This is a genomic window from Achromobacter sp. (genome assembly GCF_032102605.1).
Lineage (GTDB): Bacteria > Pseudomonadota > Gammaproteobacteria > Burkholderiales > Burkholderiaceae_B > Achromobacter.
In genome coordinates, this window is sequence record NZ_DAMDGT010000005.1 from 126250 (window position 1) to 139319 (window position 13070).

The 13070-nt window shown below is 67.8% G+C and carries 11 protein-coding genes; 1 reads left to right on the plus strand and 10 read right to left on the minus strand.

Annotated elements, in window-relative coordinates; genetic code table 11:
- The first annotated feature begins 165 nt into the window (after nt 1–165).
- Nucleotides 166–1122, plus strand: a complete 957-nt coding sequence (locus RT614_RS13410; protein ID WP_313622600.1) for an aldo/keto reductase — start codon at nt 166–168, stop codon at nt 1120–1122.
- A 4-nt stretch (nt 1123–1126) separates the two neighbouring features.
- Here RT614_RS13410 and RT614_RS13415 read toward each other — a convergent pair whose 3' ends face one another.
- The 10 genes from RT614_RS13415 to RT614_RS13460 all read right to left on the minus strand — a co-directional run bounded on the left by RT614_RS13415 (nt 1127) and on the right by RT614_RS13460 (nt 12922).
- Entirely contained in the window at nt 1127–2098 is a 972-nt protein-coding gene (locus tag RT614_RS13415) for a tripartite tricarboxylate transporter substrate binding protein (RefSeq protein ID WP_313622895.1), read from the minus strand.
- Between the two features lie 159 nt (nt 2099–2257).
- Entirely contained in the window at nt 2258–3799 is a 1542-nt protein-coding gene (locus tag RT614_RS13420) for a malonyl-CoA synthase (protein WP_313622601.1), read from the minus strand.
- A 4-nt stretch (nt 3800–3803) separates the two neighbouring features.
- Entirely contained in the window at nt 3804–4595 is a 792-nt protein-coding gene (locus RT614_RS13425) for an enoyl-CoA hydratase-related protein (protein WP_313622602.1), read from the minus strand.
- Nucleotides 4596–4645: 50 nt separating this feature from the next.
- The gene (locus RT614_RS13430) at nt 4646–5962 is read right to left on the minus strand and encodes a malonyl-CoA decarboxylase domain-containing protein (protein ID WP_313622603.1); all 1317 of its coding nucleotides are present in this window, start codon (nt 5960–5962) and stop codon (nt 4646–4648) included.
- Nucleotides 5913–6665: a GntR family transcriptional regulator gene (locus RT614_RS13435; protein ID WP_313622604.1), complete on the minus strand. Its 753-nt coding sequence runs from the start codon at nt 6663–6665 to the stop codon at nt 5913–5915. The genes RT614_RS13430 and RT614_RS13435 overlap by 50 nt, the downstream gene beginning before the upstream one ends.
- A 129-nt stretch (nt 6666–6794) precedes the next feature.
- On the minus strand, nt 6795–7565 hold the full coding sequence (locus RT614_RS13440; protein ID WP_313622605.1) for a spermidine synthase: 771 nt from the start codon (nt 7563–7565) through the stop codon (nt 6795–6797).
- 22 nt (nt 7566–7587) lie between these two features.
- Entirely contained in the window at nt 7588–8607 is a 1020-nt protein-coding gene (locus RT614_RS13445; RefSeq protein ID WP_313622606.1) for an acyl-CoA dehydrogenase family protein, read from the minus strand.
- Nucleotides 8608–8613: 6 nt separating this feature from the next.
- On the minus strand, nt 8614–9831 hold the full coding sequence (locus tag RT614_RS13450; RefSeq protein WP_313622607.1) for an acyl-CoA dehydrogenase family protein: 1218 nt from the start codon (nt 9829–9831) through the stop codon (nt 8614–8616).
- A 4-nt stretch (nt 9832–9835) separates the two neighbouring features.
- Complete coding sequence (locus RT614_RS13455) at nt 9836–10804, minus strand: tripartite tricarboxylate transporter substrate binding protein (protein WP_313622608.1); 969 nt, start codon at nt 10802–10804, stop codon at nt 9836–9838.
- 33 nt (nt 10805–10837) lie between these two features.
- A complete protein-coding gene (locus tag RT614_RS13460; RefSeq protein ID WP_313622609.1) occupies nt 10838–12922 on the minus strand; it encodes an acetate--CoA ligase family protein in 2085 nt (694 codons plus the stop codon).
- Nucleotides 12923–13070: the final 148 nt, after the last annotated feature.

A 13070-nucleotide genomic window follows, 5' to 3' on the forward strand; every position in this document is an offset into this window, starting at 1 on the left:
TCTACCGTGCCGCCCGCCAAATGGACTTGGGGGGAATCCCTGTAATGGTGCATGCACACTTGCGCATGCCCTGTGCCGGGGCTGGCGGCATGAATATACTGAACGCGCCGGGCAAACGCCGTTCATCCCGTTCCGCGTTCCCGGCCGCAGCATCCGAGGCCAGACATGATCAAACGCGCACTGGGCCGATCCGGCCTGCAGGTCCCCCCGCTCACCTTTGGCGGCAACGTCTTCGGCTGGACCGTCGACGAGGCCGGCACATTTTCCCTGCTCGATGCGCTGGTCGACGCAGGCTTGAATTTCATCGATACCGCCGACGTCTATTCCCGTTGGGTCCCCGGCAACCAAGGCGGCGAATCCGAAGCGTTGATTGGCAAGTGGCTCAAGCGCTCGGGCAAGCGCGATCGCGTGTTGATTGCGACGAAGGTCGGCATGGAAATGGGGCCGGGCGAAAAGGGGCTGTCCCCCGCGTACATCCGGCGCTCGCTGGACGCGTCGCTGGCGCGCCTGCAGACCGACTATGTGGACCTTTACCAGTCGCACAAGGACGACCCGGACACGCCGCTGACCGACACGCTGGGCGAATACGCCAAGCACATCGAATCGGGCAAGGTGCGCGCCATCGGCGCGTCGAACTACACGGCGGTGCGCCTGTCCGAGGCGCTGATCGCAAGCGAACGCCACAGCCTGCCCCGCTACGAAAGCATCCAGCCGGAATACAACCTGTACGCGCGCGAGCCCTTTGAATCAGGCCTGCAAAGCCTGGTGAAGACCCAGCAGATGGGCACCATCAACTACTACGCGCTGGCCAGCGGCTTTCTCACCGGCAAGTACCGCGGCCCCGACGACGCGGGCAAGAGCGCGCGCGGCCAGAAGATCGTGGACACGTACCTGAACGACCGCGGATACCGCATCCTGAAGGCGTTGGACGAAGTGTCCGAAGACGCCGGCTGCACGCCCGCGCAGGCCGCGCTGGCCTGGCAGATCGCGCAGCCGGGCATCACGTCGCCGATCGTCAGCGCCACGTCGCTGGCGCAGCTGGACGAGCTGGTCAAGGCCGCCAGCCTGACACTGACGCACGACCAGCTGACCCGGCTGAGCCAGGCCAGCGAGTGGCGCTGAACCGTCAGTCCAGCGTTACGCCCGAGTCCTTGACGACCTTGGCCCAGCGTTCGACCTCGCTGTCGACGAACTTGCCGAAATCCGCGCCGGTCAGCGTCGGCACCGCGGTGCCGTTGCTGGCCCAGGTCTCCTTCAGCTTGGGCGTGTTCAGCGCCTTGGTGATTTCGGCCGCCATCCTGTCCACCGCTTCCTTGGGCGTTCCGGCGGGCGCCCAGATCGCGTACCAGGTCGACACGTTGTAGTTCGGCACACCGGCCTCGGCGGCCGTGGGCACGTCGGGCAGCGACTGCGAACGTTCCGTGGCGGCCACGGCCAGCGGCTTGATCGCGCCGGCGCGGATGTGCCCCGAAGACGACCCCAATCCGTCGAACGCCAGGTCCACCTGTCCGCCGATCAGGGCCGACAGCATCGGACCCGCGCCCTGGTAGGGCACATCCACCAGCTTGATGCCTGTCTGCATGGCGAAGAGTTCGCCGGCCAGATGGTGCGTGCTGCCCTTGCCAGCCGTGCCGAAGTTGATTTCGCCCGGACGCTTCTTGGCGTAGTCGATGAATTCCTGCAGGGTTTTCACCGGCAGCTTGCCTGCGTTGATGACGACCACCTGCGGCGGCTGGGCCACCAGGGCGACCGGCACGAAGTCCTTCTGGATGTTGTAGTTCAGGCTTTTGTACAGGGACGGCGCCAGCGCATGGTGCGCGCCGCCCATGAAGAAGGTGTAGCCGTCAGGCTTGGCCTTGGCCGCCACGCCGGCGCCAACGGTGCCCCCTGCGCCGCCCTTGTTGTCGATGACCACCGTCTGGCCAAGCTGCGTGGTCAGCTGCGCGGCCAGCGGACGAGCGAACGTGTCCGTGCCGCCGCCTGCGGGGAACGGAACGATCAGCGTGATGGGGCGTTCGGGCCATTGCGCGGCGGCGACGCCGCCAAAACCCAGGGCTGCCACGGCGAACACGGCCGCGGCGGTGGTGCGATATTTCATCATGTCTCCTCTTGCTGCATCGGGGGACGGCGCCTGATTTTTGGCGTCTCGTCTCTGGAATTTTTTTATTGAATGCAACTGCAGGTAGTGCGGGCTCTGGATGGGGATGCGTCTCCTTGAAAGAACGCCGGTCCCCTGGGGGACCGGCATGATCGGACGCTACAGCGTCTTGTAGGTTTCGCGCAGCACGTTCTTCTGGACCTTGCCCATGGTGTTGCGCGGAAGCTGGTCGACGATGTGCACGCGCTTGGGCACCTTGAAGTTCGCGATGCGCGACTTCAGTTCGGCCTGCATCGCCGACGCGTCCAGCGACGCGCCGTCCTTGGGCACCACCACCGCCACCACCGCTTCGCCGAAGTCCGCATGCGGCACGCCGATCACGGCGGATTCCGCCACGCCGGGCATGTCGTCGATCAGGGTCTCGATTTCCTTGGGGTAGACGTTGTAGCCGCCGGAAATGATCAGGTCCTTGCTGCGTCCCACGATGGACAGGTAGTCGTCGGGCACTTCGCGCCCGGCGGATTCACCGCCCCAGCGGCCCACGTCGCCGGTCTTGAACCAGCCGTCTTCCGTGAATTCCTCGCGGGTCTTTTCCGGCATCCGCCAGTAGCCCGAAAACACATTGGGACCGCGAACCTGCACGTTGCCGATCTCGCCGGCCCGCAGCGCGGCGCCGGCGTCGTCGACCACCCGCACCTGCACGTCCGGCAGCGCGCGGCCCACGGTGCCCGCCAGGCGCTCGCCCAGCTTGGAATCGTAGGGATTGGAGGTCAGCATGACCGTTTCGCTCATGCCGTAGCGTTCCAGGATGGGATGGCCGCTGCGTTCCTTGAAGTCGGAGAAGGTCTCGGACAGGAGCGGCGCGGATCCCGAGATGAAGAGGCGCATGTTGCGGCAGACGTCGCGATCGAAGCGAGGGTCGGACAACAGGCGCACGTAGTACGTCGGCACACCCATCATCACCGTGCTTTGCGGCAGGTAGTGCAGCGCCTGGTCCGCGTCCAGCTTGGGCAGCCAGATCATGCGGGCGCCGGCCAGCAAGGCGCCATGGGACGCGACGAACAAGCCATGCACGTGGAAGATCGGCAGCATGTGCAGCAGCACGTCGTCTTCGCGCCAGCCCCAGTATTCATGCAAAACGCGGGCATTGGCCGCCAGGTTGCCGTGCGACAGCATCGCGCCCTTGCTGCGGCCCGTGGTGCCCGAGGTGTACAGGATGGCGGCAAGGTCATCCGGCTTGCGCTCGACGGTCTTGAAGGTCTGAGCAAGGCCGCCGGCGGCCTCAAGCAAAGTCCCGGTGCGGTCTTCGTCCAGCGTGAAGACGTGCGGGCAGCCCGCCTTGTCGGCGGCGCGCTTTACCCAGTCCAGGTTCTTGCTGGCGCACACCACCACGGACGGCTCGGCGTTGCCCAGGAAGTATTCGATTTCCGATTCGCGGTAGGCGGTGTTCAGCGGCAGATACACCAGGCCCGCGCGCAGGGTGGCCAGGTACAGCAGCAGCGCTTCGGGCGACTTTTCGACCTGCACCGCCACGCGCGCGCCGTCGGGCAGGTTCAGCGATTCCAGCAGGTTCGCCAGGCACGCGGTGGCGCGGTCGATGTCGTCCCAGGTGTATTCGAGGTCGGGCGTTTCCAGCGCGACTTTGCTGCGGTCTTTGGGAAAGCCGCCTTGCAGGACAGCATATAGGTTGGCGTTGCTCACCTGTCTAGTCTCCGGAAAAGGAAGGGTCTTCGCCGGCCAGGAAGGCGCGCACGCCTTCCTTGTGGTCCCGGCTGTCGGCATACGAGAAATAATCCTGGTACTCGTCCTCGGTCAAGGCAGCGCCGGTGGCGAGCCTGGCGGACAAGCGCTTGTTGATGCGGGCGGCCAGCGGCGCGCCCTGGGCAGTGCGGTCGGCGCTGCGCCGGGCCGCGCCGGCGACCTGGTCGTCGGCGACGATGCGGGTCAAAAGACCCAGGTCGCGGGCCTCTTCAGCGCCGAACACGCGGCCTTCCAGCAGGATGGCCAGCGTCGCGGCGCGGCCGGCCAGCGCCAGAAGGCCCCGCATTTCATCCGGGGCCATGGGAAAGCCCAGGCGGTTGATCGGCACGCCGAAGCGGGCCGAGGCCCCGGCGATGCGCAGGTCGCACTGGCAGGCGATTTCCAGCCCGCCGCCCACGCACACGCCCTCGATCTGCGCCACCACGGGCTGCGGGCACTGGGCCACGGCCTGCAAGGCGGGCGCCAGCACTTCGCGGTGGTAGTGCTGCACGCTGGCCATGTCGGCGCGTTGTTCCGGAAATTCGCGGATGTCGGCGCCGGCAGCGAAGTTGCCGCCCTCTCCCCGGACGATGACGCAGCGCAGGGCGTCGTCCTGCGCAATGCGCGCGAACACGTCGCGCAGTTCACGCCACATGCCCACCGTGATCGCGTTCAGGCGTCCCGGGTGCGATAGCGTCACCCAGGCCAGATGCCCCTCGCGTTCCAGCAGCACGCGGCCAGCCACGTTCTCCGTCATGTCCCCTGCCCTGTTGTTGTCGTTGAATTCCGCCGCCGTGTGTCCGCCGGTCAGGCCACGCGCCCCACGCCTCGGCTGACCTGCGGCTTGCCGTCTTGCAGGCGCTGGAGGTTGTTGTCCAGCTCGTCCAGGTCGTACAGGTAGTTGACCATCATGGCGCAGGACTGCTTGATGCCCTTGGGCGACGTGTCCGCCGCCCAGTTCAGGCGTTCGATGCGAGCGCCGTTGCCCAGATGGAACCGCGCCACGGCATCCACCGGCAGCCCATTCTTCATGGATTGCAGATAGGTCGCCGCCAGCCGGAAGCCCGCCCGCTTGACGACGTCCGAGGTCTTGCCTTGCGCGGCCTTGCCCAGGCGGGCCACCCACCGCTGCCCGTCCGGCACGCCTTCGCGCTGGCGATCCTTGGCGCGCGCCTTGTCTTCGCGCACGATGGCTTCGACCGCCTGGGCATCCAGCTTGCCCAGCCAGTCGGCAAACCCGGGAATCGGCGACAGGGTCGCAAACGCCTTGAGCTTGGGCAGTTCTTCCAGCAATTGCTCGACCACGCGCTTGAGCAGGAAATTGCCGAAGCTGATGCCCTTCAGGCCGGGCTGCGTGTTCGAGATGGAATAGAAAATCGCCCAGCGCGCCTTGTCCAGATCCTGCGGGGGCAGCGTGCTGTCCAGCAGCACCTGCACGTTGTCCGCCATCTGGCTGGCGAAGGCCACTTCCACGAAGATCAGCGGCACGCCCGGCATCTGCGGGTGGAAGTACGCATAGCATCGGCGGTCAGGCGCCACGCGGTGGCGCAGGTCGTCCCAGGATTTGATTTCGTGGACGGCCTCGTAGAGGATGAGTTTTTCAAGCAGCGACGCGGGCGAATCCCAGGTCAGCGGGCGCAGCTCCAGCAGGCCTACGTCGAACCAGGCCGACAGCAGGCCTTCCAGTTCCTTGTCCAGCGCCTGGATGCCCGCCACCTGCTTGCGCCAGCGCAGCATGTCCGCGCGCAGTTCCACCAGGAAGCGCAGGCCCTGGGGCTGGGCGTTGAACCGCTTGAAAAGCCGCGTGCCCTCGCCGGCTTCGCCCGCATAGGTGGCGCGCACTTGCGCCAGCGCGGCCAACATCAGCCGGCGGTCCTTGCCGTCGGCCGCGGCGTATTGTTCGCACCAGCGGCGCGCCAGCTTGTTGGCGGCCACGTCGGTCAGGCGCGCTTCGAACAGGCGCCGCACTTCGGATTCGCTGGGCAGGCGCCCCCGTTCCCATAGCCGGCCCAATCGCGTGATCAGGCTGGCGCTCTCGGCCGCGGCGGCGGCATCGACAAGGTCGGTTCCGGGCTCAGGCGTGCGTGCGCCCCGCGCGGGCGCGAGATTGGCGGGTACGGACATGGGCGGGCTCCTCGATGACGATGGAATCGGACGGCGCCGCGTCGGCGGCGTCTTCGTTGCTTAGTACGCGCAGCGCTTCAAGCTGCCGCATCAGATGCGTGTGCGCCAACGCCTGCGCGGCGTCGGGATCATGCGTCTTCAGGGCCTCGAAAATGGCCAGGTGCTCGGCGCAGGACTGATCGATGCGGCCGGGCCGCGACAGGCTGCGATGGCGTGACAGGCTCAGGACCTTGCGCAGGTTGCCCACCATGTCGGACAGCCATTGGTTGCCGGCCAGCGCCTGGACGGCTTCGTGGATCAGGTAGTTGGTCTTGTAGTAGGCGTCGATGCGGCCCGCCTTGGCGTGGCCCGCCAGCGCGGCGTGCAGCGGTTCCAGCTCGGCCAGTTGGGCGTCGCTGGCTTTCCGGGCGGCTTCGTAGGCGCAACGCCCTTCCAGCATGGCCATCAGCGGGAAGATGTCTTCGAGGTCTTGCGCGGACAGTTCGTTGACGAAGCAGCCCCGCCGCGGCTCCAGCCGCACCAGGCCTTCGGTGGCCAGCACCTTCAGCGCCTCGCGCAGCGGTGTGCGCGAAATGCCCATTTCGCCCGCCAGCCGCAATTCGTCGATCCATTCGCCGTTACGCAGGGAGCGCGCATGGATCATGCCGCGCAGGCGGTCCGCGACTTCCAGGTACAGGGCTTGCCGGACGATGGGATGGGTCATGGGCAGGCGGCGCGGGAAACGCCGTAATTCATAATTATGAATAAGCCCATGATAGATCCGGGCGGGAAGAAAGGTAAACCCCTCCGCTACCCCGGACCTACCCTAATGAAAAGGCGCCTGACCGGGCGCTCAGAAATGCAGGACGCCGTCGACCGCGTGGCGGGTCAGGGACCGGGCCCAGCGGCGCGCCGGCAGCCCATACTTGCTTTCCACGACCTCGGCCCGCGCCAGCAGTTCCGCTGGGGTGATGGCCAGATTCGGCCCGGAAAAGGCCAGCACGATCTGGTTCCCGGCCTCGACCTCGGGCAGCAGCACGACGCGGTCATCGAAAGCCTTGGACAGGTTGTCGATGTTCTTGCCAAAGCTCTCGTGGCGGCCGAACAGATTCACCGCCAGGATGCCGACCTCGCCCAGGACCCGGCGGCAGTCGCGGTAGAACTTCACGCTGTCGCGCACAGGGCCTTCGGCCGCGGCGTCGTACAGGTCCACCATCAGCACGGGGCAGCGTCCGGCGTTCAGCGGATCGGCCGCCCACGCGCCCGCGTCCGTGTGCTCGACCTCCAGGCGGTTGGACCCCGGCAGGCGGAAGAACATGTGACAGGCGGCGGTGACGCGCGGATTCCACTCCACGGCCAGCAGCGGACTGCGCGTGTGCTTGGCGCAGAATCGCGCAAGCGACCCCGCGCCCAGCCCCAGCATCCCGATGGCCTCTTCCTTGGGCGGATCCAGGAACAGCAGCCACGCCATCATCTGGGCGGTGTATTCCAGCACCAGGTCGGCGGGGCTCTTGATGTTCATCGCGCCCTGGACCCACTCGGTATTGAAGTGCAGGTAGCGGATGCCGTCGACTTCGGAAAGCGTCGGCTGGTCGAGTTCGGAAGGAAAGTTGGATTTGTGCATGGCGGCGATTGTAGGCCCCCGCCTACGCCGCCGCCTCCCAGATCTGCTCAAGCAGGTCGGGGCTGGGCACCTCGGCTTCCAGGCTTGCCGACAGGCGCAACACCCGCTTCAGGTACAGGTGCGCGTCGGCCTCCCAGGTGACGCCCAACGCACCATGCGTCTGGATCGCGTTCTGCGCTGCGCGGCGGCTGGCCTGTCCCGCCAGCAAGGGCGCGAAAAGGCCGTCCCGCTCCGCCGAATCCGCCCCCGCGTCCAACGACGCCGCAGCCGCCCAGCCGGCCAGGCGCGCGTCGTCCAGGGCCATCCAGTCCTCGGCAAGGCGATGTTTGATTGCCTGGTTGGCGCCGATGGCGCGGTCGAACTGCCGGCGCTCGCGCGCATGGGCGGCCGCCATGTCCAGCGCAGCCGAGGCCGCGCCCAGCATTTCGGCCGACCGCAGCAGACGCAGGCGGGTGCGCAGTCGGTTCCATGCGCCGGGTTCCACGGTCAGGTTGGCGCTGGCCATGACGTCCGGGCGCGCAGCCACCGCGACGGGCATGGTCGGGTCCAGCCCTTCCACGGAATCCATGGGAGCAAACAGCTCCAGCCGCAAGGCCGCAGGTCCGGTCTGGCGCACGGCCAGCGCCCGCACGCCGGCGCCGGCGCCTTCGATGAAGGCCGAGCCGTCGGGGCGCACCGCCGCATCGGCATACCAGGTATCGCCCGCCATCATCGCGCCGGCCCACTGTGCCGCATCTGCGCCGGCGCCGCACAAGGTGGGCAACAGCGCCATGTTGGCCGCCAGCGGCAGGCTCAGCAGGTGGCGCCCGGCCGCCTCGGCCACGATCCAGGCTTCGCGCATGCCCAGGCCCAGCCCGCCGTGTTCCGCGGGCGCCAGCAATGCCGGCCAGCCCTGCTCCGCCAATTCGCGCCATAGCGCCAAACGAGCGCCGGCGTCCTGCCGGCAGGCGTTGCGCGCCAGGGACAAGGGATGGCGCTGGGCGAGAAAGCGCTCGGCGGCATCGCGCAACATGCGCTGGTCTTCGTTCAGGTAAACAGTCATGGAGCGTCAAGCCTTGGGCAGGCCGAGCATCTGCTCGGCAATGATGTTGCGCTGGATTTCCGACGTGCCGGCCAGGATGGTCTCGGCACGCGACCACAGATAGGCGTGCGTCAGTTCCCGCGCGTGCGCGCCGGCCGCGCCGTCGCCCAGGCAGCCCTCTTCCCCCAGCAGCTCCATCGAAAGCTCGAGCAGGCGCTGGTGCGCTTCGCTCCAGTGGATCTTGGTGGACGAACCCTCCGGCCCCGGCGGATCGCCTCGCATCGCGCCCGCCAGCGCACGCTCGGACTTCAGCGCCAGCACATGGCTGTCGGCCGCCAGACGCGCCCACCGGTGGCGCACCGACGCCGATTCGGCCGGCACGCGTCCGTAGGCATCGGGTTGCAGCGCCAACTGGCGCACCTGCCGCAATTCCTGCGCAAAGCGCACCAGGCGCGGAATGAAGTAGGTGCCGCGCTCGAAACTGGCCGCCGCCATCGCGATCTTCCAGCCCTGGTTCAGATCGCCCAAAAGCGCATCCTGCGGCACGAAGACGTCTTCGAAAAACACCTCGCAGAACTCGGCGTCTCCGGTGATCTGCCGGATGGGTTCGACACGCACGCCCGGGCTGCGCATGTCCACCAGCAGAAAACTCAGGCCCTTGTGCCGGGATGCCTGCGGATCCGTTCGCGCCAGCACGAAGCACCAATCCGCCCGGTCGGCGAACGACGTCCAGATCTTGTGGCCGTTCAGGCGAAAGCCCCCGTCGGCCGGCTCCGCCCGCGTGCGTACGGACGCCAGGTCGGACCCGGCGCCCGGCTCGGAATACCCCTGGCACCAGACCTCGCGATTGGCAAGAATGCCGGGCAGGAAGCGGCGCTTCTGCGCCTCGGTGCCAAAGTGCAGAAGCGTCGGCGCGAGAATGCCGTGGCCGATCAGGTTCACGCCCAGCGGCGCGCCGCAGCGCGCGTGCTCTTCGTGAAAGATCGCCTGGCGGGACAGCGGCAGGTCTTTTCCGCCATGGGCCTTGGGCCAGCCCAAGCCCGACCATCCGTTGGCGCAAAGGGTGTCTTCCCACGCCCGCCGGTAATCCAGGCTGCGCGAGTCGGCGCCGCCGGGCCAGGCCCGGGCGAAGTCGGCGTAGGCCGTTTCCAGCCAACCGCGCAGGCCCAGGCGAAAGGCCGCGTCATCTTGCGTGTGGTCTTCCCGCGCCGCACCTTCCAGTGCGGCGGTTTCCAGCATGGTCATGCGTTTACTCCAGGCGGATGTTCGATTCGCGCGCCACCTTGGCCCATGTCGTCACGTCCTGGTGGATGAACGCGCTGAACGTCTTGGGATCGCTGCCGATGATGTCCAGGCCCAGTCCCACGAACTGCGCCTTGACGTCAGGCTGCTGCAGGATCTGCGCCAGGTTCTGGTGGATCTTGTCGATGACCGGCTGCGGCGTGCGCGCGGGAGCAACCAGGCCCAGCCACGGCATCGCGGAATAGCCCGGCAATCCCGACGCGGCCACGGTGGGCAGATCCGGCACCGACGCCGAGGGCTTGGCGGTGGTCACCGCCAGCGCGCGCAGCTTGCCGTCCTTCACGAACGGCCCCGACGACGCCCAGGCGTCGAACATCACCTGCAGCCGCCCCGCCACCAGATCGTTCAACGCCGGCGCGCTGCCCTTGTACGGAATGTGCGCCATCTGCACGCCCGCCATGCTGTTGAAGAGCTCCGCCTCCAGGTGCGTGGAACTGCCCGTACCGACGGACCCGTAGCTGACCTTGCCCGGGTTAGCCTTCAGGTAGGCGATCAGCTCGCCCACGTTCTTGGCCGGGATCGACGGATGCACTTCCAGCACGTGCACCACCGACGCCACCTGCGTGATGGGCGCGAAGTCCTTGATGGGGTCGTAGTTCACCTTGGCGTAGATGCTGGGCGCGATGCCCAGCGACGACGCGGCCATCAGCAACGTGTAGCCGTCCGGCTCGGCCCGCGCCACGTAGTCGGACGCGATCATGGTGCCGCCGCCCGGCTTGTTTTCCACGATGACCGGCTGGCCCAGCTTGCCGCTGAGCTTTTCGGCCAGCAGGCGGCTCATGATGTCCGCCGCGCCGCCCGGTGAAAACGGCACCACGATGCGCACGGGACGGCTGGGGAAATTGTCCTGGGCGTGCACAGGGCCCGCGACACCGATGCAGGCCAGTGCGACGCCGGCCAGTATTTTCTTGATCATGACTGTCTCCTCCTGGGGTATGCGCTTTCCGCGCTACGGGGTTGCGGGCAGGATCAGCGCATCCAGCACAGCGACGCCCTGCCCCGCCTCTTTGATCAGCAATGGATTGACTTCGATCTCCGCCACATGCGCGGGCGCGGCAAGCAAGGCATTGCCGACGGCCACGATGCTCCTGCACGCCGCAGCAACGTCAGCGGGGGGCTTGCCCCGATAGCCGTCCAGCAGCGCAAACGCCTTGAGTTCCTGCAACATCTGCAGGGCGATGTCCTCGTCCACCGGCAAGAGGCGGTGGCTGGTGTCCTGGTAGATCTCGGTCAGCACGCCGCCCAGGCCCACCGTCAGCACGGGCCCGAAGACCGGGTCTCGCGTGGCGCCCACGATGATTTCCGCCACGCCGCGCTCCATCTTCTGGACCATCACGCCATCGATGCGGGCCCCGGGCTGCGCACGCGCGGCCGCCTGCGTCACCGCTGCATAGGCGCTGCGCACGGCGTCGTCGTCGGCCAGGTGCAGCGCGACGCCGCCGGCCTCGGTCTTGTGGGCGATATCGGGGCTGAGAATCTTCAGCGCGACGGGATATCCCGCCTGCCGAGCATCGCGCACCGCGTCGTCGGCGCACTGCGCCGCCTGCACGCGCGCCTGGGGCAGGCCGAAGGAAGCCACGTAGTCGCGGGCGTTCGCTTCATTGCAGGGCAGGGCCGGCACCGACACCGCATCCAGACGCGGCGCGTCCGCCCGCCGCCGGGCCGCGCGCGCCTCGCACCACAGCAGGTAGGGAGCCAGCGCCGCGACCGCCAGCCCCAGGTCTTCGAACACTGCCACCTCGGCCTCGCGCAGCGCGGCGCGGCTTTGCGCCAGCCCGGTGTCGATCGCCACGAACAGGCGCCGGTGCTGGCGCGACGCCTCGGCCAGTGCGTCGGCCATGCGGTCCAGCATGTACCCGGGCGCATACACCACCACCGCGTCGATGGCGTCCGACGTGGCCAGCGCCTGCAGGACCGTGCGCACGAAGGCCGGATCGTTGACCACGTTGCCGGTCACGTCCACGGGATTGCCCACCATGCCGTAATCAGGGATGCCGCCGCGCAGCACCTCCTGCAGGTCGGATGGCAAGTCCGGCAGCTCCAGCCCGGCGCCGATGAACTTGTCGGCCAGGATGGCGCCCAGAGCGCCCGACATCGTCAGCACCGCCACGCGCTTGCCCGCCGTGCGGTGCCGCAGCGTCGCCAGACTTGCCAGGTGCGCCATCTGCGCGAAGTCGGTGGCCTCGATCACGTTCAACTGGCGAAAGGCCGCCGCGTACACGCGGCGGTCGCCGGCCAGCGCGGACGTGTGCGACTGCACGGCCTGCGCGCCCTTGTCCGTGGTGCCCGCCTTCAAGGCAATCAGCAGCTTGCCCTGGCGTTCGAGTTCGCGGCAGGCGCGCACGAAGCGCTCGCCGTCGCGCAGTTGCTCGATGTAGCCCAGCACGATTTCCGTCTGCGGGTCCGCCGCCAGGTATTCCAGGTACTGCGAGAAATCCAGGCAGGCTTCGTTGCCGGTATTGATGAAGTGCGAAAACGGCAGCCCCAGCCTGCGCGCGATGGCGTACACGGCCGCGCAAACATTGCCGCTTTGCGTCAGCAGGCTGACCGAGCCGGGCCCGTCCTGCGCTGGCGCGGTCTTGAAGACCGAGGCGAAGGCGGTGTGCGCCTGCGTGTTCAGGTTGGCGAAGCCCATGCAGTTGGGACCCGCCACCGACATGCCGCTTTCCGCGACGAACGCCTCCAGCTCATCCTGCAAGCGCGCGCCCTCTCCGCCGGCTTCGGCAAAGCCGGCCGCATAGACGATGGCGGCGCGGATGCCTTTGGCATGGCAGCGGCGCAACATCGGAGTCACCTCCGCCGCGCCGATCGCCAGCACCGCCAGGTCCACCGGTTCGGGCACGGCTTCGATGTCCGGCCAGCAGCGCAAGCCGAAGACTTCCTGGTATTTCGGATTGACGGGATAGATGCCGCCCTTGAAGCCGAAACGGGTCAGCAGTTCCAGCGGCATTCCGCCGATGCGCCCGGGGTTGGAACTGGCTCCGATCATGGCGATGGAGCGGGGATCAAGCAAGGGATCGAGGCGGGATGTCATGCCGCGTCGCCTCCGGTGCGGGCAGGCTGGCCCATAGCGGGCTGGCTTGGTTCGGGCTGGCTTATTTCGGGGTGGCCGATACCGGGCCGGCCGGGCTGGGCCACGCCGGCCGACGCCTCGTCCGAAGCGGCCGACCGCGGGGGCAGAT